This window comes from Pilosibacter sp. YYHA0881 (genome assembly GCF_051602715.1).
Lineage (GTDB): Bacteria > Bacillota > Clostridia > Lachnospirales > Lachnospiraceae > Alitiscatomonas > Alitiscatomonas aceti.
The window spans coordinates 2,202,556-2,225,671 of record NZ_CP175657.1; the positions used below are offsets into that span (position 1 = coordinate 2,202,556).

The 23,116-nt window shown below is 52.4% G+C and carries 26 protein-coding genes; 16 read left to right on the plus strand and 10 right to left on the minus strand.

The features are described from left to right. The first annotated feature begins 318 nt into the window (after positions 1-318). The 8 genes from ACI6NM_RS10310 to rsmI all read left to right on the plus strand — a co-directional run bounded on the left by ACI6NM_RS10310 (position 319) and on the right by rsmI (position 7,239). Positions 319-714, plus strand: coding sequence for a hypothetical protein (locus ACI6NM_RS10310; protein ID WP_262427753.1), 396 nt, complete (start codon positions 319-321; stop codon positions 712-714). Next, positions 702-1,403, plus strand: a complete 702-nt coding sequence (locus ACI6NM_RS10315) for a hypothetical protein (RefSeq protein ID WP_262427754.1) — start codon at positions 702-704, stop codon at positions 1,401-1,403. The genes ACI6NM_RS10310 and ACI6NM_RS10315 overlap by 13 nt, the downstream gene beginning before the upstream one ends. Continuing rightward, complete coding sequence (locus ACI6NM_RS10320; protein WP_438500866.1) at positions 1,381-2,943, plus strand: aminotransferase class I/II-fold pyridoxal phosphate-dependent enzyme; 1,563 nt, start codon at positions 1,381-1,383, stop codon at positions 2,941-2,943. The genes ACI6NM_RS10315 and ACI6NM_RS10320 overlap by 23 nt, the downstream gene beginning before the upstream one ends. An 86-nt stretch (positions 2,944-3,029) precedes the next feature. Then, positions 3,030-3,614 (plus strand): nucleoside/nucleotide kinase family protein, encoded by a 585-nt coding sequence (locus tag ACI6NM_RS10325; protein WP_022272939.1) that lies wholly within the window; start codon positions 3,030-3,032, stop codon positions 3,612-3,614. A 51-nt stretch (positions 3,615-3,665) separates the two neighbouring features. Beyond that, on the plus strand, positions 3,666-4,673 hold the full coding sequence (holB, locus tag ACI6NM_RS10330; RefSeq protein WP_262427755.1) for a DNA polymerase III subunit delta': 1,008 nt from the start codon (positions 3,666-3,668) through the stop codon (positions 4,671-4,673). Between the two features lie 10 nt (positions 4,674-4,683). Next, a complete protein-coding gene (locus ACI6NM_RS10335) occupies positions 4,684-5,595 on the plus strand; it encodes a PSP1 domain-containing protein (protein ID WP_022272941.1) in 912 nt (303 codons plus the stop codon). Further along, a complete protein-coding gene (locus ACI6NM_RS10340) occupies positions 5,585-6,322 on the plus strand; it encodes a tRNA1(Val) (adenine(37)-N6)-methyltransferase (RefSeq protein ID WP_262427756.1) in 738 nt (245 codons plus the stop codon). Before ACI6NM_RS10335 ends, ACI6NM_RS10340 begins: the two co-directional genes overlap by 11 nt. A 68-nt stretch (positions 6,323-6,390) precedes the next feature. Next, complete coding sequence (rsmI, locus tag ACI6NM_RS10345; protein ID WP_262427757.1) at positions 6,391-7,239, plus strand: 16S rRNA (cytidine(1402)-2'-O)-methyltransferase; 849 nt, start codon at positions 6,391-6,393, stop codon at positions 7,237-7,239. 83 nt (positions 7,240-7,322) lie between these two features. On the opposite strand, the gene ACI6NM_RS10350 is transcribed toward rsmI, so the two are convergent. The 10 genes from ACI6NM_RS10350 to ACI6NM_RS10395 form a co-directional block, all read right to left on the minus strand. After that, entirely contained in the window at positions 7,323-7,994 is a 672-nt protein-coding gene (locus ACI6NM_RS10350) for a DUF3307 domain-containing protein (RefSeq protein ID WP_262427758.1), read from the minus strand. A 2-nt stretch (positions 7,995-7,996) separates the two neighbouring features. Continuing rightward, on the minus strand, positions 7,997-8,878 hold the full coding sequence (locus tag ACI6NM_RS10355; protein ID WP_022272945.1) for a SatD family protein: 882 nt from the start codon (positions 8,876-8,878) through the stop codon (positions 7,997-7,999). Between the two features lie 115 nt (positions 8,879-8,993). After that, positions 8,994-10,097, minus strand: coding sequence for an aldo/keto reductase (locus ACI6NM_RS10360; protein WP_262427759.1), 1,104 nt, complete (start codon positions 10,095-10,097; stop codon positions 8,994-8,996). A gap of 74 nt (positions 10,098-10,171) precedes the next feature. After that, entirely contained in the window at positions 10,172-10,723 is a 552-nt protein-coding gene (locus tag ACI6NM_RS10365) for a GNAT family acetyltransferase (protein ID WP_262427760.1), read from the minus strand. Positions 10,724-10,769: 46 nt separating this feature from the next. Next, positions 10,770-11,957, minus strand: coding sequence for a M20 metallopeptidase family protein (locus tag ACI6NM_RS10370; RefSeq protein WP_262427761.1), 1,188 nt, complete (start codon positions 11,955-11,957; stop codon positions 10,770-10,772). After that, on the minus strand, positions 11,954-13,627 hold the full coding sequence (locus ACI6NM_RS10375) for a PucR family transcriptional regulator (protein ID WP_262427762.1): 1,674 nt from the start codon (positions 13,625-13,627) through the stop codon (positions 11,954-11,956). Before ACI6NM_RS10375 ends, ACI6NM_RS10370 begins: the two co-directional genes overlap by 4 nt. Positions 13,628-13,807: 180 nt before the next feature. Further along, on the minus strand, positions 13,808-14,503 hold the full coding sequence (locus tag ACI6NM_RS10380; RefSeq protein ID WP_215654501.1) for a hypothetical protein: 696 nt from the start codon (positions 14,501-14,503) through the stop codon (positions 13,808-13,810). Between the two features lie 14 nt (positions 14,504-14,517). Further along, positions 14,518-15,213: a DUF5058 family protein gene (locus ACI6NM_RS10385; RefSeq protein ID WP_022272951.1), complete on the minus strand. Its 696-nt coding sequence runs from the start codon at positions 15,211-15,213 to the stop codon at positions 14,518-14,520. Between the two features lie 167 nt (positions 15,214-15,380). Further along, complete coding sequence (locus ACI6NM_RS10390; RefSeq protein ID WP_262427763.1) at positions 15,381-15,926, minus strand: ECF transporter S component; 546 nt, start codon at positions 15,924-15,926, stop codon at positions 15,381-15,383. 34 nt (positions 15,927-15,960) lie between these two features. Next, the gene (locus ACI6NM_RS10395) at positions 15,961-16,719 is read right to left on the minus strand and encodes an amidohydrolase family protein (RefSeq protein WP_262427764.1); all 759 of its coding nucleotides are present in this window, start codon (positions 16,717-16,719) and stop codon (positions 15,961-15,963) included. A 321-nt stretch (positions 16,720-17,040) separates the two neighbouring features. On the opposite strand from ACI6NM_RS10395, the gene ACI6NM_RS10400 reads away from it, so the two are divergent. Genes ACI6NM_RS10400 through fabZ form a run of 8 tightly spaced genes read left to right on the plus strand, consistent with a single transcriptional unit; the run spans position 17,041 to position 23,114 of the window. Further along, positions 17,041-18,003 (plus strand): beta-ketoacyl-ACP synthase III, encoded by a 963-nt coding sequence (locus tag ACI6NM_RS10400; RefSeq protein WP_262427765.1) that lies wholly within the window; start codon positions 17,041-17,043, stop codon positions 18,001-18,003. A 32-nt stretch (positions 18,004-18,035) separates the two neighbouring features. Further along, on the plus strand, positions 18,036-18,266 hold the full coding sequence (gene acpP / locus ACI6NM_RS10405) for an acyl carrier protein (protein WP_022272955.1): 231 nt from the start codon (positions 18,036-18,038) through the stop codon (positions 18,264-18,266). 33 nt (positions 18,267-18,299) lie between these two features. Then, positions 18,300-19,223 carry an enoyl-[acyl-carrier-protein] reductase FabK gene (fabK, locus tag ACI6NM_RS10410; protein WP_262427766.1) on the plus strand — a complete coding sequence of 308 codons (924 nt, stop codon included), beginning with the start codon at positions 18,300-18,302 and terminating at the stop codon, positions 19,221-19,223. A gap of 14 nt (positions 19,224-19,237) precedes the next feature. Continuing rightward, entirely contained in the window at positions 19,238-20,152 is a 915-nt protein-coding gene (fabD, locus tag ACI6NM_RS10415) for an ACP S-malonyltransferase (RefSeq protein WP_262427767.1), read from the plus strand. 13 nt (positions 20,153-20,165) lie between these two features. Further along, on the plus strand, positions 20,166-20,909 hold the full coding sequence (gene fabG, locus ACI6NM_RS10420) for a 3-oxoacyl-[acyl-carrier-protein] reductase (protein ID WP_262427768.1): 744 nt from the start codon (positions 20,166-20,168) through the stop codon (positions 20,907-20,909). Between the two features lie 31 nt (positions 20,910-20,940). Next, positions 20,941-22,176, plus strand: coding sequence for a beta-ketoacyl-ACP synthase II (gene fabF, locus ACI6NM_RS10425; RefSeq protein WP_022272959.1), 1,236 nt, complete (start codon positions 20,941-20,943; stop codon positions 22,174-22,176). Positions 22,177-22,187: 11 nt separating this feature from the next. Continuing rightward, positions 22,188-22,673 (plus strand): acetyl-CoA carboxylase biotin carboxyl carrier protein, encoded by a 486-nt coding sequence (gene accB, locus ACI6NM_RS10430; protein ID WP_215654492.1) that lies wholly within the window; start codon positions 22,188-22,190, stop codon positions 22,671-22,673. 18 nt (positions 22,674-22,691) lie between these two features. After that, entirely contained in the window at positions 22,692-23,114 is a 423-nt protein-coding gene (fabZ, locus tag ACI6NM_RS10435; protein ID WP_022272961.1) for a 3-hydroxyacyl-ACP dehydratase FabZ, read from the plus strand. Positions 23,115-23,116: the final 2 nt, after the last annotated feature.

A 23,116-nucleotide genomic window follows, 5' to 3' on the forward strand; every position in this document is an offset into this window, starting at 1 on the left:
CGTGCTGTCAAGGGTGGCGGAAGTCTGCCCCAGACTAAAATATCTGCAATTTTCAAGGTTCATCTGAGTCTTTTTCTTTTGACTCAGTTTTTCATAGTTTACTTGACACTACCAAGAATGATACATGAATGGCAGCCCATGATCCTCATGATGGCGTGCGGCAGAGGCGGGGCCATACTGTTTTTATCATTTTATCATACAGGCCGCAGGCTGAACAGATGGAAACATTTCAAAAACGTTACGCTTTTATTAATTCTTCTGCGGGCACTTGTGTGGATTCCGGGCGGATGTTAGAATGAACGCAGGATGGTGATCAGAATGAGAAAATGGATCATAAATATGGGGATTCTGACAGGGATCTGGCTGACTCTGGCCGGCTGTGGGGCTCCCAAAGCCCAGGTAATCATGGAGGCGGAAACGGCAGCTGCGGATGGGACAGAGACCCAGGCTGGACAGGAGCTGCTGGGAGATCCAAAGGAGAGGGCAGAGGAAACGGTTTCTTTTCTGGAGCAGTTTGAGAGCAGCCTTTCCTTCCAGGATATGGACCGGGAAAGGGCAGCTGCTTACGGCGGTCCCCTGGAGGATTCTTACGCGTTTTACGGACGTGAAACAGAGGACGGGGCAGAGGCTATGTCCTGGGGATCAAAATACGGAAGGAGAGCCTTCTGGACGGGCTTACGGTGTATGGAGAGGACGATCATATGGAGGCAGTGATCCAGAATGACCAGGACGGTGGCTATGATACCGTTTATGAGCTGGATGGCATATCGGTATTTCTTTCGGGTTCATCCCAGAATGGGGTTTTAAATGAGGTCCTGTATCTGCAGCCGGAGGATCTGGAGACGCCGGAGGAGCTTTTAAATGCCTTTGACCTGGGATACTGCCATGGAGCCGCAGGTGCAGCCTATGTCCGGGATGTGCTGGAGCGGCAGGTCCGCTTTACGCCGCCGGATACTGAGGCATACCTGGCAGTGGAGGTGGAACGGGACGGAGAGCTTTGCACAGAATACGTTCCTCTGACAAGGGAGGAGGAGCGGGAGATCCTGGATTCCAAAGAACCGGTCCCTTTGGAGGACGGAGACAGACTGGAGTTCTTTGTGAGCCAGGAAACGTATGAGGAACAGGATATAGACGGTGGCGCGGTCACGGCTCCGGCCCTGCGGATCGCAGAGGAACGATGCGGGTTCCGGCCTTCTTATATTGAGCCAGATATGGACATAGAAAAGAAAGAGGAAACCAGAGAAGAGGCAGAGAAAGAGAACGAAGGGGAAGCCGGAGAAGAAACCGGGGAAGAAAATGAAGAAGCCAGAGAGGAAGCCGGAGAAGAGAGCGAAGAAGCCAGAGAAGAAGCCGGAGAAAGGGCCAGGGAGGCCATGGAAAATGGAGAAGCCGATGGAGATTAGAAAAAATAGTTTATTGGAAAAATTAGAAAATTATGGAAAATCGGATTTTTATCCATTTCATATGCCAGGCCATAAAAGACAGGATTTTTTAAACGGTTTTCCGGATCCGTATTCCATCGACATTACAGAAATCGACGGTTTCGATAATCTGCATCATGCAGAAGGGATCTTAAAGGAGTCCATGGAGCGTGCGGCAGAGATCTATGGGGCGGACCAGACGTGTTATCTGGTAAATGGCAGCACCTGCGGGATCTTAAGCGCTGTCTGCGGCTCCACGGCCTGGGGCGGAAAGCTCCTTATGGCCAGAAACTGCCATAAGTCGGCGTATCACGGGCTGATCTTAAACCATCTGGAGCCTGTGTATGTGTATCCGTCTTATCTGGAGGGGCCGGGGATCAGCGGAGGAGTCTGTCCTTCGGATGTGAGAAGGATCCTGGAGCAGGATAAAAAGCGGGAGATCCAGGCGGTTCTGGTGGTCTCTCCCACTTATGAAGGCGTCGTATCGGACATTGCAGGGATCGCGGCAGCGGCCCATGAGCATGGGATCCCGCTGATCGTGGACGAGGCCCACGGCGCGCACCTTCCCTTTGGCGAAAGGGAAAACGGCTTTCCGGAGCCGGCGCTGTCCATGGGGGCGGACGTGGTGATCCAGAGCCTCCATAAGACGCTCCCATGCTTTACCCAGACGGCGGTCCTCCATATGAAGGGGGATCTGGCGGACCGGGAAAGGATCTGCCGGTATCTGGGGATGTTCCAGAGCTCCAGCCCGTCTTATGTTTTCATGGCGGCTATGGAGCAGTGCATCCGGTTCATGGACGGGGACGGACGCCGGGAGATGGCGGCTTATGGAAAGCGGCTGGAGCGGTTTTTCCAGCAGGTAAAGGATCTTAGGAACTTAAAGGTACTGGACTGGGAGAAGATCGTGGAGGCAGATCATTCCAGAAAAGCCGGAGCAGCTCCCGGAACGATTTCTGTGTACGGCTGGGATCCCTCAAAGATCGTTATTTCCTGTAAGAGAGTCTGGTTTAAGAACGTCTCTGGGGAAAGGCAGCGGTTAAGCGGAGAGGCTCTGGGAAACATCCTGCGGGAGCGGTATCATCTGGAAATGGAGATGTGTGCGCCGGAATATGTCATTGGAATGACGTCGGTAATGGACACGGAGGAAGGACTTCTGCGGCTGGAAAAGGCCCTCTGGGAGCTGGATCAGGAGCTGGACACAGAGCCGGAAAGCGTTTCCGGCAGAACGGGGGAAGGCCATGGAGACAGAGGGCTTTCTGAGCTTCCACAGCCGCCTCTGCGGCTTTCTCCGGCGGAGGCCATGGAAATGCCCGGGATCAGGAAAAGACTGTCAGAAAGCGCTGGCAGCGTGTCACGGGAATTTATCTATCTGTATCCTCCGGGGATCCCGGTCCTGGCTCCGGGAGAGGAGATCACAGAGGACGTTCTGGAGCGGGCAGCCTGGTATGAAGCTATGGGGCTGTCTGTCCAGGGCCTGGAGGACCCATCCCTTTCCAACATAATAACGGTTGCGGAAAAATAAGGGTTTATGTTACAATGTCAGTCAGTTGGGCCAATATTGCAGCATGGCTCCAGGATTGTACAGCAAAAGAGAACGGAGCGCAGAAAATGGGCAGGATCTTTTATATCATGGGCAAGAGCGCCACAGGTAAGGATACGGTATTTAAGGAGCTTTTAAAGCGGAGGCCGGAGCTTACGACGGTGGTTCCCTATACCACCCGTCCCATCCGGGAGGGAGAGACAGACGGGGTGGAGTATTTTTTTACTTCGTCAGAAAAACTGGAACAGTTTAAAAATTCCGGAAAGATCGTGGAGCTTAGGACGTATGAGACGGTCATGGGGCCGTGGAGCTATTTTACCATGGACGACGGCCAGTTTGATATCCATGGAGAAGGGGACTGTCTGATGATCGGGACCCTGGAATCCTATGAAAAGATGTGCCGGTACTACGGAAACGGGGCGCTGGTCCCGGTTTATATAGAGGTCCCCGACGGGATCCGGCTCCTTCGGGCCGTGAAACGGGAGGGAAAACAGAAAAATCCCAATTACAGGGAGGTCTGCCGCAGGTATCTGGCCGACGAGGATGATTTTTCTGAAGAGCTCCTTTCCAGGCTCCGGATCGGAAAACGGTTTTCCAACACAGACCTGGAGGCCTGTCTGGAAGAAATTTTAAAGGAAATGGAATCACACTGAAAAATGTGATATAATAGAAGGAAGTTTCGATAAAAGATTGGAGGGATGGTTATGCTGGAGGGTAAGGTTACAGGTTTTCAGGATATTCTTGGAAACGATATGGTCAAAGAGCATTTTAAAAAGGCCATCGAAAATCATAAAATATCTCACGCATATATTCTGACAGGCGAGGCTGGAATGGGGAGAAAATCCATCGCCAATGCATTTGCCATGACGCTCCTTTGTGAAAAAGGAGGCAATGAGCCTTGTATGGTATGCCATTCCTGCAAACAGGTCCTGGGGGGAAACCACCCGGATCTCATCTATGTGACCCACAGCAAGCCGGGGAGCATCGGCGTGGACGATATACGGGAACAGATCAACGATACCATCATGATCCGGCCGTACAGCAGCTATTATAAGATCTATATTGTGGACGAGGCGGAGAAGATGACGGTACAGGCCCAGAACGCCCTTTTAAAGACCATGGAGGAGCCGCCGTCTTATGCGGTCATCATCCTGATCACCACCAACCAGGAGGAGTTCCTTCCCACGATCCTCTCCAGGTGCGTCCAGCTGAAATTAAAGCCCTTAAAGGATTTTACAGTGAAAAGCTATCTGACGGAGCATCTGGATATTCCGGAAAAGGAAGCGGAGATCTGCGCGGCCTTTGCCCGTGGAAATCTGGGAAAGGCCATCCACCTGGCGTCCTCCGACGAATTTAAGGAGTTGTTCCAGAAAGTCATGAATATCGTGAAAAATGTAAGATCCATGGATATTGCAGTGCTTCTGGACTGTATCCGCGAGATCAAGGAAATGAACTTTGATATCGAAGAGGTGCTGGATCTGATGCAGCTCTGGTACAGGGACGTCCTTATGTTCAAGGTGACAAAGGATATGAACCTGCTGATATTTAAGGATGAATATAAAATGATCAATGAACTGGGGGAAAAGGCTGACTATGCGGGGCTGGAGCAGATCCTCAGCGCCATCGACACGGCGCGGGCGAGACTGGAGGCCAACGTCAACCTGGAACTGGTGATGGAGCTTTTGTTCCTGACCATGAAGAACCCGTCGTAAGGAGATAAGAATGACAAAAGTAATCGGAGTCCGTTTCCGCAAAGCGGGAAAGGTATATTATTTCAGTCCGGGAGATGAGGAGATCAAAGCCGGACAGCATGTGATCGTGGAGACAGCCAGGGGCGTGGAATACGGCCACGTGGTCCTCGGAAGCCACGAGGTGGACGATAAAAAGGTGATCCAGCCCTTAAAGCCTGTGATCCGGATGGCTACGGCAGCCGACGAGGAGATCGAGAGAAGGAATAAGGAAAAGGAGAAGGAAGCCTTTAAGATCTGTCTGGAAAAGATCAAAAAGCATGAGCTGGATATGAAGCTCATCGATACGGAATATACCTTTGACAATAATAAGGTGCTGTTCTATTTCACAGCCGACGGAAGGATCGATTTCCGGGATCTGGTAAAGGATCTGGCATCTGTATTTAAGACCAGGATCGAGCTGCGCCAGATCGGCGTCCGGGACGAGACGAAGATCGTCGGCGGCATCGGGATCTGCGGAAGACCGCTGTGCTGCGCCTCCTACCTGTCTGAGTTTATCCCGGTGTCCATTAAGATGGCCAAGGAACAGAATCTGTCCTTAAATCCCACAAAGATCTCCGGCGTCTGCGGAAGGCTCATGTGCTGCTTAAAGTACGAGGAAGAGACGTATGAGGAGTTAAATGGGCGGCTTCCCAATATCGGGGATTATGTGACCACCGACGACGGCTTAAAGGGAGAGGTCCACAGCGTCAGCATCCTAAGGCAGCTGGTGAAGGTGGTGGTCACCGTCAACGGAGATGAAAAGGAGATCCGCGAATATAAGGTGGATCAGCTGAAATTCCGTCCCAAGAGGAAAAAGGAAAAAATGAGCATCAGCGATGCAGAATTAAAGCAGCTGGAGGCTCTGGAGAAAAAAGAAGGGAAATCGAAGCTGGATGATAACTGATCTGATGGAAAATGAGCGGCTGGATGATCTTCAGAGAAACGGGCTGAAGATCATCCAGAAGACCGACGGCTTCTGCTTTGGAATGGACGCGGTGCTGCTTTCCGGGTTTGCATCAGTAAAGCCCGGAGAACGGGCGCTGGATCTGGGTACCGGGACCGGGATCATCCCCCTTCTCCTTTCGGCAAAAACAAAAGGAGACCATTTCACTGGGCTGGAGATCCAGACAGAGATCATGAAAATGGCCCAGAGGAGCGTGGCCTTAAACGGCCTGGAAAAAAAGATCGACATCATACAGGGAGACATTAAGGAAGCCAGCCGGATCTTCGGAGCGGCTTCCTTTGATGTAGTGACCTCAAATCCTCCCTATATGAACGATGCCCATGGCCTTAAGAACCCAGGGGATGTGAAGGCCATTTCCCGCCATGAGGTGCTCTGCACCTTAGAGGACGTGGTCCGGGAGGGAACGAAGGCGTTAAAGCCCGGAGGCCGTTTCTACATGGTCCACAGGCCCCACCGTCTGGCAGAGATCATTACGGTGATGAGGCAGTATAAGCTGGAGCCCAAGCGGATGAAATTTGTCCATCCCTTTGCAGATAAGGACGCGAATATGGTCCTCATCGAGGCTGTCCGGGGCGGGGGAGCCTGGCTTAAGCTGGAACCGCCGGTGATCGTTTATAAGGAGCCGGGGGTCTATACGGACGAGATCTATGAGATATACGGATATTAGGAGCCGCGTCCGGGGGACATGGCGCCCCTGCCGGGGATAACAGAAACCGTCGGAAAGGAGATACAGACATGGCGGGAAAGCTATATTTATGTGCAACGCCCATTGGAAATCTGGATGATATCACCCTGCGGGTGTTAAATACATTAAAAGAGGTGGATCTGATCGCCGCAGAGGATACCCGCCACAGCATCAAGCTTTTAAATCATTTTGATATTAAAACGCCCATGACCAGCTATCATGAGTATAACAAGGTGGAGAAGGCCAGGTATCTTGTGGATAAGCTGAAGGAAGGGACCAACATTGCGTTGATAACTGATGCGGGAACGCCTGGGATCTCGGATCCCGGGGAGGAGCTGGTGAAGCAGTGCTATGAGGCCGGAATCGAGCTGACCTCCCTTCCGGGACCTGCCGCCTGTATCACGGCCCTGACTATCTCCGGCATGGCCACCAGGCGCTTTGCCTTTGAGGCCTTTCTGCCCCCGGATAAAAAGGAGAAGCAGAGGATCCTGGAGGAATTAAAGCAGGAGACCAGGACCATGATCCTCTATGAGGCCCCCCACCGGCTGGTCAGGACCCTGGAGGAGCTTATGGAGGCTCTGGGGGACCGGAATATCACCATCTGCCGGGAGCTGACAAAAAAGTATGAGACGGCCTTCAGGACCACCTTTTCCGGGGCTCTGGCCCATTATGAGAACGAAGAGCCCAGAGGTGAGTGCGTCATCGTCGTAGAGGGGAAGAGCCTGGAGGAGATCGAAAAGGAAAAGGCAGCGGCCTGGGAGGACATGACGGTGGAGGAGCACATGGACCTGTACTTGGAACAGGGTATGGACCGGAAGGACGCCATGAAGCAGGTGGCAAAGGACCGGGGGATCAGCAAAAGGGATGTATACCAGGTGCTGGTGGAGAGAAAGCTATAACATCAAGGGAGCAGATGGTTTCTGGTTTTCTATCAGGAACAGGGTCAGTGCAATTGCGATCGCCGCACTGGCCAGGGTCCCTACTAAAAATTTTTCCGTAAAATCCAGGTCTTCAAACTGTTTATACCTTGCCAGGCTCTTGGCGGCCAGCACAAATCCGATCGCCCCGGCTTCCCATATATGACCAGCATGGCAATGATCAGCCGTTCTAATTTTCCGATCATGCTTCCGGCGGAGGAATCATTGGATTTTGGTGAATCAGGATTTTTTTGAAGGGAAATAGATGCGGTAAGCATTTTTACAAATTGGGAAGCCGGGGTCAGAAGAAGGATTACCAGCAGCAGATAACGCATATTCTGAAGAAGCGGGACTTGTATACACAGGGACTTGAAAGTTTCTGTAAGATTTTCGGGGAGATGGAAAAAACAGGATCCAGCGAGAATCGATGCGGTATGAATAAGCTGGCTGGTACAGAATGCAGTCAGCTGACTGCGGGGAGATATGTGATTTCTGGTATAATAGTGGAATGTAAGAACGTCGGTTATAAAGTGAGACAGGATAATGAACATCCACGCGATGACTGCACTGGGAAATGAAACACATAGAATAAATATAAGTCCCAAAACAAGAGAATACATCCCAAAATGAGGGAGCAGGCATCTGAAACAGGGATGTTTTTTTACATCAGGGGAACCTGGCCATAGATGAAAGTCAGCAAGGAAATGTACGGATAAAATCAATAATAAAAGTGACAAAACTATACCTCCTTCATATTTGTATTCATTTCATATAACACGGTTAACGCCATGCTGCGTGCCCAATATATATTTCCGCTTTCTAATGAACGCGCAATGGTCTGTCTTTTTATAGAAAGGATTTTGGCTGCTTCAGTTGGGATCCCACGCTGCTTGCCGCCAGTGACAAAAAAGGCGTTCGGTTCTGTTTTTCTATAAATATCATTTCTGGCCCGGGCCGGTATCTGCCCGACTGAATCATCGGTTAAATTTATATGATCAAGAGGAAGTTCCCTGTCTGTTTTTGATATTTTATGATCAAAACAGCTTTTTTCAATTAATAACCGATTGAAAGCCAGAGAGTCATAGGGCCATTGAAAGTCATTTTTCAGGCAGAGCGGAAACAGAATTTCAGTGATGAGGAACAGCTGATTCTGGGTGATGCTCAGATTTTCAGTAACATTTGCAGCTCCTCCCATTAGTGTATTGAGCGTTCGATCATTTCTGGAGGCACTGTACATCAGTACAGGATATCCCAATGTAGGGTCTGTGCAGCGGATCGCATTTCGTGCATTATGATAAACTTCGCCATCCTGACTGGTTGTTCCCCGGCCTTTCATCTGCAGGTTCCAGTTTCCGATCCCTATTCCGGCCCGGATCCTAACTGGATACAGCCATATGGAAAAAAATCTGTAAAATAAATAAGCAGATTCTCCTGTAGAAAATAATCCCTGTATTTCGTCTCCGGCACTGAATTCTACTGTACGCAGTATATCGCCGGAAAACGCCTTATTTAAAAAATCCAGAACCTGGATCATATGAGTCTGGATCAAAAAACGGTCTGAATCCGTATAGGATCTGGAATTTCTTAGATCTATAATTAATGCTGCATATTCCTGGGACATCACAATCACCTCTTCATGAGTATAACATTTTAGAAGTATAAAAGCAACTGAATAAGGGTGCTATTTAAATATGCAGCTAAAATACGCTTCTAAAATATGAGGCAGGATCTATGATTTAAGAATGGCGGTCATCAAAAGCTTCCCTTACATCAGAAAGAAATTTTGTGATGGGCAGCGTCTGAGGACAGCTGCCCTCACATTTTTTACAGCCGATGCAGTCTGCCGGGCCTCCTCCTGAAGCGGTCATGTTCTGGTAAACAGGAGCGATCTTCCAACCGTCTCCGGGATTTTGTTTATATTCGTTATACAGTCTGAAATATTCCGGTATATGGATCTTTTTCGGGCATCCGCTGACACAGTAGCCGCACCCGGTACAGGGAACCGCGATGGAGTTCCTTAAAAGGCCGGCAGCTTCAAAAAGAACGCTCTGTTCGTATTCTGTCAGCGGCTGGCGGCACGCCAGATTATCCAGGAGCTGCTCCATGGTGTTCATTCCGCTGAGGACGATCTCCACCTGCGGAAGGCTTTCTGCAAACCGGATCGCATAGGAGGCCTGGCTGGCGTCCAGTGAAAGTTTTTCCAGGAGCCGTCCGGCCTTTTCGGGAAGAGCAGCCAGCGCTCCGCCCTTGACAGGCTCCATGACGATGACCTTTTTTCCATGCTTTACGGCAGTCTCATAGCAGCGTCTGGACTGGATGGAGCTGCTTTCCCAGTCCAGATAATTGATCTGGAGCTGTACATAATCCACCTCCGGATGGCGCGTAAGGATCTCATCCAGAAGATCGGCGGAATCATGGTAGGAAAATCCTGTCTTTATAGCTTTTCCAGTCTTTTTTAATTCTTCAAGAAATTCAAATTCCCTATATTTTTCAGCAATTTCATAATGTTTTCCATTGAGCCAGTGGAGCAGATATACGTCAAAGAAATCCACCTGGCAGCGGTCCTGCTGTTCCTTAAAGTACCGGTAACAGTCTTCGTGGGAGGTCATTTTATAGCCAGGCAGCTTGTCGGCCAGAAGAAAGGAGCTCCGGGGATGGCGCTTTACCAGGGATTCCCGGATGGCCCATTCGCTTTTTCCATCCAGATAGGTGTAGGCGGTGTCAAAATAGTTCTGCCCGTGGGCTAAAAATACGTCTGTCATCTGATCTAACAGGCTTAAGTCGATCTCTCCGGCCGGGGTTACCGGGAGGCGTAAGAAGCCAAAGCCAAGTTTGTTCATATGGGGTTCCTCCATTTTTATATTTGAAAACAAGGGATCACCGCCGGTGATCCCTTAAAATCGTAAAAGGTGTACTATCTGGTCTTGATGGCCATCATCCAGTAATGATTATTGTTGAAATCAAAGGTGCCGATCTCCGTCATATGAGCCTTTTTTGTGTGGGCGGCGTAGCTGCGTCCGTTGATCTGGTTGATGAAGGTCACCATGACGGGATACTGGTCCTCGAACTGCTTCAGAGAGGCCTTGAAGATCCCTTCAAAAACGCCTGTGCCCCGGACGGAAACATCCACGCAGACGGGGCCGTACTGGTAGGTGTTCGTTTCGTCTAAGGCGGTTCCCTCAAACGGCATATCCGGCAGCACCTCGGTCATCCGCTTCATGATAGGGACCTGCATCCAGTAATCCCATCCCGCAGCCAGGGCAAAGGCCTTTACGGTCCCGTTTTCATCCTTTGCCAGGGTCACGCCCTTCCGGTTTACGATGAGATCCTCAAACTGCTGGTCCGAGAGCTTGGTGGTCACGAAGCCGCCGGCGATATCCTCCTGGGAAATGGTATCTTTATGATATCTTGCCAGCAGGGCTTTGATCGCCGGCAGATCGTTCATGGTTGCCAGAGTGTATTCCATCTGTCTGTTCCTCCGTTTTCTTATTTTATAGCCGGACGGATGCTTTTTAGTGGTTCTTTAACCACTCCATAGCCACATGGGCGTAAACAGCTGCTCCCACAGGAAGGGCGTCCTCATGGAACATGGCCTTTGGATGATGCTGGGGGTAGCAGTAGCCCTGTTCGGGCTGACCGGCGGCGATGCCAAGGAACACGGTGGGAACCTCATTGGCTACATAGGAGAAGTCCTCAGAGCCCATGTTGCTCATGTGCTGGCCGATGTCGTTTAAGTCCACAAAGTGAACGCCCTCCAGTTCTCCAAGATATCCCTTTACTTCCCCGTAGAGCTCCTGGTTATGGAATAAGACAGGACAGCCGCTTCCATATTCCACATGGGCCTCGGCGTTGAAGGCGGCAGCCACAGTGCTTACGATGGCGTCCATACGGGTCTTTACCATTTCCCGGGTGGTATTTTTTAATGTGCGGATGGTTCCGGACATCATGGCCTCCTGGGGGATCACGTTGGAGGTGTTTCCGCCGTGCATCTGGCCGATGGTAAGGACCATATTGTCAGCCGGATCCATTTCCCGGGCGTTGATGGCCTGGAGAGCCAGATGGATGTGGGACATGACGTTTAAGGGATCCACGCCGTTGTTGGGCTGGGCTCCGTGACAGCCTTTGCCGGTGATCTTAATGGTAAACCAGTCCACAGCAGCCATTTTAGAGTCTGCGCCGGTCATGATCACAGTGCCTGCCGGCAGCGGAAGGTTTGTGAATACGTGGATGCCCAGGGCGGCGTTTACGTCCGGGTCCTTTAAGATCCCGTTTTCCACCATCATCTTTGCTCCGTCCATGGTTTCCTCGGCCGGCTGGAACATGAGCTTTACCTGACCCTCCAGCTCATCCTCATGGGCTTTTAAGAGACGTGCTGCGCCCAGCATATTGGCTGTATGACAGTCATGGCCGCAGGCGTGCATGCATCCGTTTTCAGATTTAAATTCCAGGTCTGTCATTTCTGTTACAGGGAGGGCGTCCATATCACCGCGGATCAGGAAGCATTTTCCCGTCTTCTTTCCGGCGACAGCCACTACGCCGCTTCCCATTCTCTGGGGCTCATACCCCATTTCCCTTAATTTTTCCTCCACATAGGCCGCGGTCTTCGGAAGTTCCAGACCCAGCTCCGGGTTCTGGTGGAAGTGGCGGCGGTCCGCCGTTAAAGTGTCCTTCATGGCAAGTGCTTCGTTATACATGTTCATGATCCATTCCGCCTTTCTTTTAAATGAATGATTGAATCGGGGCCAGGCTGCAGATATTGCAGCAGCAGCCCCAGTTTTGTGCGTTCAACATAGTCGTCCCAGTGGACCGGGATCAGTTCATTGACCTTTTCGATCCGCCTCCGGACTGTATTGACATTGACAAAAAGCTTTTCGGCTGTCAGGCTGTAATTTAAATTGTTTTCAAGATAGGTTTTTAAAGTATAGAGGAGTTCCTGGTTCTTTTCTGAGTCGATGAGCTTCTGGAGCTTTTTTAAAAGAGGGCCCAGTTCGTCCTCAGGGATATTGATCCAGGTGAGGATCCCCAGTGCGTCGTAATCAAAGAGGGTCTTCCGGGAATCGGTAAGTCTTCCGATATTCAGGACCTTCCGGCATTTTTCAATATGAGGACGGAGATCATGGAGATCTCCCGAATCTCCCGTAAAGCTGAAAAACCAGGATACGTCAGGGAAAGTCCCCCGGAGGAGCTTCTGGAACTCCAGGATCAGTCCACGGATCTCTTCCTTATTTATGGGGGACAGCCGGACGGCGTTGAGGAGGATGACTCCTTCTGTGGATGACAGGAATGCCACGCGGCCGATCCGGTTCATCCGGCAGCGTTTGAACGCCTCCAGCATGGAGGTCCTGTGGCTCCGGATATCCAGCTCATCCTGGTCGTGACGGAACAGGATGCAGAGGTATGGCTGCTCCACGGAGAGTCCCAGCTGGTCCGCCTGGTAGATCAGCTGCCGGGCGTCAGCAGGAGTGCTTTCCATGGCCAGGTGGATCAGATTTTCAAACCCGATATTGCTGGCATCCCGGGCGACCACCTGCTGGTCGAAGATTCCCTGGAGCATCAGATAGGCAATGCGCATGGAATATTCGTCGTAAAAATCCAGGAATTTCCTGGATTCCATCACACAGAAATACGCCTGTACCACTCCTGCGGACTCGATGGGGATGGTGACCCAGCTGATCCGTGGTTCATTGGCGGCCTCTCCCTTGAGGAGACGGTACCGTTTCATGTGGATACAGTCGCAGAGGGCGTGGCTGGTATGGGGAAGCTGGGGAGACCAGTAATCGGATTCGCGGATCCCATATTTTTCACTGGCCTTTTTGAAGTTGTCTGAGCTGTAATACCGCTTATCCATGGTCACATCATAGAGAAAAGCGGGAAATTCCATTTCGGTTTCCAGAGTTTTTAAGATTTTCTGGATGGCCTGTTCCTTGTAATTCTGATTGTAGCAGCCGGGGCCCTGGCTGATGTCGATCCTGAGACTCTGGATCGCATGGTTTAATACGCCCACGTTTACCTGGTTGACCACGGTCATCCAGGACGGGGAGTAGGGCATGGTGATCAGGGGAATGCTGTTCCTGTCATAAATCTCGATCAGTTTCTCCGGGATCTTATCCAGATAGCTGCCCCTTTTTATCACCAGGGCTGCGTGGCTGGGAATAAAATTCTCACAGAATTTATCCAGGTAGCCTTCAAATTCAGCAAAAATATAACCGGACGTGAAAATAAGCTCTTTTCCAATACTCCAGCGATGGCCTTCCGGCACCTCCAGGAAGCTGACGCCCTGGATCTCGCGGTTTAATCCTTTATGGCCGGCAATGACGTGAAAATCCTTAAAAAAGTCCATACTGAGCAAATCGCCGACTGAAATTCCCATACTGCGGGACCTCCCTCTTCTGTCACCCGGATGGAAGCTGGTTCCAAACCGGTTCTCTCATGCAAAATATTGTCGTATTCAGTCTAGCATACCATAAAATAGACAAAAAATATAGGACATATTGTGCATTTTGCTGTTTTTAACAGCATGAGAAGAAAGAGGGAGGAAGAGAGACGGGATCTATTCCGTTTTTTTGCCTTCCATTTTTTTCATGGCCATGGCGATAAAAATGGAACCAAATACGCATAACAGGGTTCCCAGATAGCTGCTGGCTCCCGGAAGGAAGTTAAATACTCCTTTGTTGATGGCAATATAAACGACACACCCGAATACCAGCATGATCACGGCCAGCTTTTTCTGGTTCACGGCGAACTGTACGAAGAGAGCGCCGAAGAGGGCCGGAAGCAGGTAGTTTAAGGCTGCGGTAACAGAGGGCGGGAGCATGGCCAGAATAGAGCTTCCGGCAATGACGCCAACGGAAAGAATGATGATGTTGATGATAATGGAAACGCCCATTCCAATGGTGGAGATGATGGAGCCCTGTTCGGATCCCAGCTCCACACCGGCAGAAACCTGGGCAATGCTGGCACAGGGAACGCGCATGTTGGAGATATTTCCGGAAAGGAACGCCATGTAGGTTCCCACAGGCCCCAGGACCGGATAATAGGAGATCGGCTCAATGACCCAGAGGAAACCGAAGCTGGTGGTAACGGTAATGAAGCAGGTAGCCAACAGCGCAAGATCCGGCCAGAGGCCATGGCCAAAGCCAAGAACAAGGGCGGGAAGGAAAGAGGCGAAAACGCCGAGAATGCCGGTGATCTTTCCGATCCGGTGCATTTTTGGTAAGTAATCGTTGGTGAAATAATGTTTGTCCATAAAAATAAGCCCTCCTATACCAGTGCTGTGATGATCATGGCGACCAGGATCGCGATGGTCAGATTCCATTCTTTTAACCAGGAGATTTTGAATTTTCCGGAAACATAGAGCAGAATGGCCATAAATACGCCGCCCAGCACACAGGAAAGGGCAGATTTATCCACTGCAACCAGCTTCTGGCTCACCATGCCGCCGAAGGCGCCGACCATGGCAGCCCCGGAGATCACGCCCACTAAAGCGGAGTTTCCGCCTGCCATTCTGTTCTGTACCTTTTCCATTTTGTCAGCGGTGAGGGTGGAAACGATGATCCAGCCGATGGAGCCTAGGATCATGGTCCAGACAGCCATTGTGAAGGCAAAGGTGGTCATTTCATCCACACCCAGCTGGACACCGGCGGATGCGGTTCCAATTCCGGCTGCGATGGACTCGAACATAACGGAGCCGATGAAGGAAAGACGCATCCAGGCCATGGGGCCGCCCACTGATACCAGGAGCGAAAGCATTCCGCTTAGGATCACGACCGACGGGCCAAGAGAGGTGAGGGCGGAGCTTTTCATTGCCCGTTTCACCTGATCGTTGGTAAGGCCCACCTTCGGGGCGGCGTCCATGGCCTTTTTTGTAAAGATCACAGCCTGGAATACCACCAGAAGTACGGCGGTTCCGCAGGCCAGCCACATGGGAAGACTGTTTGCAAGCTGCATTGCATCCATAAGAGTACCTCCTTTAACGGATTCAGTAAAATTTTTTAAAAGAATGACACAATTTTACTAGATAAGGATCCGTTATACTATGGTACAGGATGAGTATTTTTGTAAAAATATTTCCGTTAGGAATAAAAATTATAAAAAAACTGGAAAAAAGTAATTTTTTTTACTTTTTAGAGAAATTTCACCCGCAGGCTCCGGATGGCCGGGGATCTGGACAGGACTGTGTAGGCCACGCCGCCCAGGACGATCCCGGCAGCCGTCTGGGCCACCAGGGTGAAGCATTCGGCCATGGCCACGCCTCCGCCGTAAAGGGGGATCTTTACTAAGGTATAGCCGATCACATGGAAGATGCCGCCGGTGACGGCCCCGGCCAGCCAGGAATATTTAAAATGGGGCAGCAGCCGGTACATGATGAGTCCCATGATCAGCGCCCAGCCGCCCTTTAAGACAATGGTAGGCAGGACCCAGGCGGCGTATCCGGCGATGAAGTCGGAAAGCCCGGCTCCGATGGCTCCGGCCAGCATTCCTCTGCGGGTGCCGAACAGGCAGACCGTGAGGATGATCATACAGTCTCCCAGGTGGGTATAGCCAAAGGCTGTGGGGATCTTGAAAAAATACGTTCCGGTGAATACCAGGGCGGCCATGAGGCCGGTGATGGCCATATCCAGGGTGGGATCGCAGGCACGGGCTGGTCCGGAGGAATGAATTTTTTGCATAGCAGGCGCTCCTTTTCGTTTCTGTTCCGGGATTTTATTTCAGTCCCATGAATTTTGCAGCGTTATTGTAGAAAATATTTTCCAGGCCCTCGTCGTCTACTCCGCAGGCCATGACCTTCTGGATCTCCACAGTGGGATGGTGGAATGGGGAGTCGATGCCGAACATGACCCGCTCGTGGCCCACGGTCTCATAGGCATTGGCGATCTGGCAGCTCATGGACGTGCCGGAGGTCTCCAGCCAGATATTTTCGTATCTCCTGGCCATGGTGATGGCTGCGTCCACATAGACGCCGTGGGCATGGCCCATATGGATCATTACCATGGGAAGCTTCGGGTGGCGCTCTGCTAAGAGGCCGATCTGCCAGGGAAGGGAGAAGGGCGGGTGGCCGGAGTGGACGAACAGGGGCTTTCCGTATGCCTCGCAGATCTCTGCCACGGGATCCACACAGGGAGCGTCGGCGGTGTAGCCGTCAAAGAGGGGCTGGAGCTTGGCTCCGGCAAAATGCTCGTCCCGGATATAGTGTTCCAGGGCATCGTAAGCCTCCTTTCCTTCGGCGCAGTTGATCCACATTAAGGGGATGATCTTCTGGGGCTCTGCCCGGAAGGCTGCCGCGGTATCTTCGTTGGTGTGAGGGCCGCTGGCAACCAGGATGGTCTTTTCTATATTATAAGCTTCCATCTGCTGTAAGAGGCGTTCCGTATCGAAGTGGATGTTAAAGGGACTTCCGAAGGCGCCGATGTGGGTGTGGGCGTCGATCTTTTTGAAGCGTGCAAATGTATTACTTGTGTTCATGACGGGTTCTCCTTTCCTGCTGGCTTTTCTGGCTTCCGGGATCATGGGTAAATCGTGGGGATCTGGGATCCCCTGGAAGCCGATTGACTTTATGGCATCATCATATAGAAAAATTGGCATTGTTTAAATAGCCAATTTTAGAATATTTGACCAGGCCAGATAGAGAGGGTGGGAAGCCGTCTGATATGAACCGATTGTTTATAAAAGTCTGTAAGGAGCAAAAAAACTCTTGACAAATCTTCTTCCAGGACGTAACATAGGCAATATAATTTGAATATCAAAATATTTGAAACCAAAAACAAAATTCGACAAGGACAGAGTATGAAAGCCAGAATTGCAGGAATCGGCGCGTATGCACCGGAGAGAGTCGTGACCAACGACCAGCTATCAGAGATCGTGGATACCAGCGATGAATGGATCAGAAGCCGCACCGGCATATCGGAACGGCGGATCTCCACAGGGGAGACCACCAGGGACCTGGCGGCGGAGGCGGCCAGGCGGGCGTTAAAGGCCGCGGGTGTGGATGCCCGGGAGCTGGACATCATCATCCTGGGAACCTCGTCGCCGGATAACAATTATCCCAGCGACGCATGCAGCGTCCAGGCCATGATCGGCGCGGAAAACGCCGTGGCCTTTGATATTTCGGCGGCCTGCGCGGGATTTATCTTCGCCATGAATATCGTCCATGGATTTTTCCAGGCGGGGATCTATAAGACGGCCCTGATCATCGGAGCCGAGACCTTAAGCAAGGTGACGGACTGGACGGACCGGGGAACCTGCGTGCTGTTTGGAGACGGAGCCGGGGCGGCAGTCTTAAAGGCAGAGGAAACGGGAGTCGTGGATATGCTCATGGGCTCCGACGGGACGAAGGGACCGATCCTTTCCTGCACCTCCAGGACCCTGGGAAATTTCCTTACGGGAACGAAGCCGGAGCTGGGGCTCATGACCATGGACGGTCAGGAGGTATTCCGGTTCGCAGTGAAAAAGGTACCCGAGAGCATTGAGATCCTTCTGGAACGGAATCATATTTCCAGGGAGGAGATCAAGTACTATGTGCTCCACCAGGCCAACGAGAGGATCGTAGAGGCAGCCGCCAGACGGTTAAAGGAGCCCATGGAAAAGTTCCCCATGACAATCAGTAAATATGGAAACACCTCTTCGGCTTCCATTCCGCTGCTTTTAAATGATATGGCGGAAAAAGATATGCTTCAGCCGGGAGATAAGATTATTTTGTCCGGGTTCGGCGCAGGGATGACCTGGGGAGCCGTACTCATGGAATGGTAAAAAATCAAAAAGAAAAAAAGGAGATCATGACCATGTTAGAAAGAATGAAAGAGATCATCGCAGAGCAGTTAAACACAGACGCAGCAGCCATCACAGAGGAATCCTCCTTTAAGGACGACCTGGGGGCCGATTCCCTGGATCTGTTTGAGATGGTAATGGCCCTGGAGGACGAGTATTCTGTGGAGATCCCGGCAGAGGATCTTCAGAATCTGCTGACTGTGGGAGATGTAATGAAGTATTTAAAGGATAAGGGCGTAGAATAAGCCGCAGAGCGGTCGAAAAGGGTTGGAAACGGAATGAAAACTAGAATCACAGAATTGTTGGGAATTGAATATCCGGTCATCCAGGGCGGAATGGCCTGGGTGGCGGAGCATCATCTGGCAGCGGCCGTTTCTGAGGCCGGAGGCCTGGGACTCATCGGCGGCGCCAACGCGCCGGGCGAGGTGGTCCGCCAGGAGATCCGAAAGGCCAGGGAGCTGACGAAAAAGCCCATCGGCGTCAACATCATGCTCATGAGCCCCTACGCCGATGAGGTGGCAAAGGTGGTCGTGGAGGAAGGCGTCCAGGTGGTGACTACCGGGGCCGGGAATCCTGGAAAGTACATGAAGATGTGGAAGGACGCCGGGATCGTGGTGATCCCTGTGGTGGCTTCCGTGGCCCTTGCAAAGCTCATGGAACGGGGCGGCGCTGACGCCGTTGTGGCAGAGGGCACCGAGTCCGGCGGCCATATCGGTGAGGCCACCACCATGACCCTGGTTCCCCAGGTGGCGGATGCGGTCAGCATTCCGGTGATCGCCGCCGGAGGCATCGGAGACGGACGCGGCATCGCGGCGGCCTTCATGCTGGGAGCGGAGGCGGTCCAGATGGGAACTCGGTTCGTGGTGTCAAAGGAGTCCATCGTCCATGAAAATTATAAGAAGCGGGTCATCGGAGCCAAGGACATCGACTCCGCCGTCACAGGCAGGAGCCACGGCCATCCGGTGCGCTGCTTAAGAAACCAGATGACCAGACAGTATGTGAAGCTGGAGGAAGAGGGAAAGAGCTTTGAGGAGCTGGAGTACCTGACCCTGGGCGGCCTCAGAAAGGCAGTCATGGACGGCGATGTGACCGACGGCGTGGTCATGGCCGGACAGATCGCAGGTATGGTGAAAAAGGAACAGACCTGTAAGGAAATGATCGAAGAGATGATGGAGCAGGCAGAAAAGCTGCTGGCAAGATAAAGGCGGGAGAACAGATGGGAAAGACGGCATTTATTTTTCCGGGACAGGGCGCGCAGGTCTGCGGCATGGGCCAGGATTTTTATGAACATACAGAGACGGGACGGAAAATTTTTGACCAGGCTTCAGAGCTTCTGGGATTTTCCATGCCAGAGCTGTGCTTTGAAAAAAATGACCGGCTGGATATCACAGAGTATACCCAGGCGGCCATGGTGACAGTGAGCGTTGCCATGTTAAAGGTCATGGAGGAGCGGGGGTTCCGGCCGGATGTGACGGCTGGCTTAAGCCTTGGAGAATACTGCGCCCTGGCAGCTTCCGGCGTTATGACTCCGGAGGACGCCATCCTTACGGTGCGCCGCCGGGGCATCCTCATGCAGGAGGCCGTTCCTGCCGGGATCGGGGGAATGAGCGCCGTCCTGGGGATGAACGCAGAGGCCATCGACCAGGTTGTGGATCCCATAGACGGAGTCCAGGTGGCGAATTATAACTGTCCGGGACAGATCGTTATTTCCGGAAGGCTGGAAGCAGTGGCACAGGCCGCAGAGCAGTTAAAGGCGGCAGGAGCCAAAAGAGTTCTGCCGTTAAACGTCAGCGGCCCCTTCCATTCCGCGCTCCTTAAGGAAGCTGGAGAAAAGCTTGGGAAATTCCTGGAAAATGTGAAGATTTCGGATCCCGTGATCCCCTATGCGGCCAATGTGACCGCAGAATATGTGACCCGGGCGGAGGAGGTAAAGCCTCTGCTGGAAAGACAGGTGTATTCTTCTGTAAAATGGCAGCAGAGTGTGGAGCGGATGATCGCAGACGGCGTGGACCGGTTCGTGGAGATCGGCCCTGGAAAGACCCTGACCGGCTTTGTAAAAAAGATCAGCCGGGATGTGAAGGCCGTTAATATTGAAAAGCTGGACGATCTGGAAAAGTTAAAGGAACTGTAATAGGAGGCGGACCATGGATTTAAGCGGAAAAATTGCTCTGGTGACAGGGGCTGGAAGAGGCATCGGGCGTCAGATCGCGCTGACCCTGGCTGGATACGGAGCCACAGTGATCGTAAATTACAATGGCTCTAAGGAAAAGGCAGAAGAGACAGTGAAGGAGATCGGGGAAAACGGCGGCCAGGCGGAGGCCATCCAGTGCAGTGTGGCAGATTTTTCCCAGTCCAGGGAGCTGATCGACACTATCGTAAAGAAATACGGGCGGCTGGATATTTTAGTCAATAACGCCGGGATCACCAGGGATAATCTGATCATGAAAATGTCGGAGGACGATTTTGACGCGGTGGTCGCCACCAATCTGAAGGGGGCGTTCAACTGTGTGAAGCACGTTTCCCGCCAGATGCTAAAGCAGAGGAGCGGCCGGATCATCAATATCTCCTCGGTTTCAGGCGTTATGGGGAATGCAGGCCAGGCCAATTACTGCGCCTCCAAGGCGGGGCTCATCGGCCTTACAAAATCCGTGGCCAGGGAGCTGGGAAGCCGCGGGATCACGTCCAACGCAGTGGCTCCCGGTTTTATCCATACAGAAATGACAGACGTTCTGCCCGATGATGTGAAAAAGGCCATGGGGGACCAGATCCCCTTAAAACGGTTCGGGGAGACGCAGGATGTGGCGGAGGCAGTGGCCTTCCTGGCATCCGACGGGGCAGCATATATCACCGGCCAGGTCCTCCAGGTGGACGGCGGCATGGCCATGTAGGAGTCAGTGTGACAAAAAGGAGAGCAAGAGAATGAACAGAGTTGTAGTAACTGGCATGGGCGCCATCACCCCCGTTGGAAACGATGTGGATACGTTCTGGAACAGCTTAAAGCAGGGAACGGTGGGCATCGGGCCCATCACCAGCTTTGATACAGCAGATTATAAAGTAAAGCTGGCGGCAGAGGTGAAGGATTTTGACCCGAAGCAGTATATGGATCCCAAGGCTGCCAGAAGAATGGAGCGGTTCTCCCAGCTGGCTGTGGCCGCGTCAAAGCAGGCCTTAGAGGATGCGGGAATTGATATGGAAAAAGAGGATCCCTACCGGGTGGGCGTCTGCGTCAGCTCCGGCATCGGCAGCCTCCAGGCCATTGAACGGGAGTATCAGAAGCTTCTGGAAAAAGGGCCGGGACGGATCAATCCCCTTCTGGTGCCGTTAATGATCAGCAACATGGCCGCCGGAAACGTGTCTATCCAGTTTGGCTTAAAGGGCAAGAGCCTGAATGTGGTGACGGCCTGCGCCACCGGGACCCACTCCATCGGAGAGGCCATGCGGGCCATCCAGCACGGAGAGGCAGAGGTCATGGTGGCCGGGGGCACGGAAAGCTCCATTACTCCCATTGGTGTGGCTGGCTTCACAAGCCTGACGGCTCTTTCCACAGCGGAGGATCCTCTGCGGGCCTCCATTCCCTTTGATGCAGAGCGCGGCGGCTTTGTTATGGGCGAAGGCGCAGGCGTCGTGGTGCTGGAATCCCTGGAGCACGCAAAGGCCCGGGGCGCAAGGATCTACGCAGAGTTAGCGGGCTATGGGGCCACCAGCGACGCCTATCATATCACCTCTCCGGCAGAGGACGGCAGCGGGGCTGCAAAGGCCATGGAATACGCTATGAAGGACGCTGGAGTAAAGCCGGAGCAGATCGATTATGTCAATGCCCACGGCACAGGCACCCACCACAATGACCTGTTTGAGACGAAGGCCGTCAAGCTGGCCCTGGGAGACCAGGCATACAAAACAAGGATCAGCTCCACCAAGTCCATGGTGGGCCATCTGCTGGGAGCAGCCGGAGGCGTGGAGTTCATCGCCTGTGTGAAATCCATTGAAGACAGCTTTGTCCATGAGACAGCGGGCCTTCGCACTCCGGATCCGGAATGTGACCTGGACTATGTAATGGGCGGCGGCGTTTCCATGGATGTGGATTGTGCAATCTCCAATTCCCTGGGCTTTGGCGGTCACAACGCCAGCCTGGTTGTAAAGAAGTTTGAAGAATAGGAGTGAAGGCCATGGAGATCAAGGATGTCATCGAACTGATCAAAGCCGTTTCAGACAATGGGCTGACGGGCTTTAAGATCGAGCAGGGCGATACGAAGATCGTCATTAAAAAGGAGCAGCCGGCGGTCATCCAGGCGGTTCCGGCGCTGGCTGGATGCCAGCCGGCCGATGGAGCCGTGCCCCAGACCGTCCAGACCGTTTCCGGAATGCCGTTAAACGGGAGCCAGGGCAGTCCTGCTCCGCAGACGGATACGGCTGTATCTGACCGGGTTGTTGCCTGTCCTCTGGTGGGAACGTTTTATTCCTCTCCGGCTCCGGATGCCGAGGACTTTGTAAAGGTCGGAGACCATGTGAAAAAAGGCCAGGTCATCGGGATCGTGGAGGCCATGAAGCTGATGAATGAGATCGAATCCGAGTATGACGGCGTGGTGGAGGCCATCCTTGTGAAAAACGAGGAGACCGTGGAATACGGCCAGCCGCTTTTCAGGATCCGTTAAACAACAGGAGGCAGAGATATGCTGGGAATTAAGGAAATCAAGGAGATCATCCCCCACCGCCATCCATTTCTTCTGGTGGACTGCATCGAGGAGCTGGAGCCGGGCGTGCGGGCTGTTGGATATAAAGCAGTCACATATAATGAGCCGTATTTTTCCGGCCATTTCCCGGAGGAGCCGGTGATGCCGGGTGTCCTGATCGTGGAGGCCCTGGCCCAGACAGGAGCCGTGGCCGTCCTCAGCATGGAGGAAAATAAGGGAAAAACGGCGTATTTCGGCGGCATGGACCGGGTGAAATTTAAGAAAAAGGTAGTTCCCGGCGACAGACTCCGCCTGGAATGTGAGATCATTAAGCGGAAAGGGCCGGTGGGCGTTGGAAAGGCCACGGCCACCGTGGACGGAAAGATCGCAGTGAGCGCAGAGCTTACGTTTATGATCGGTTAGGG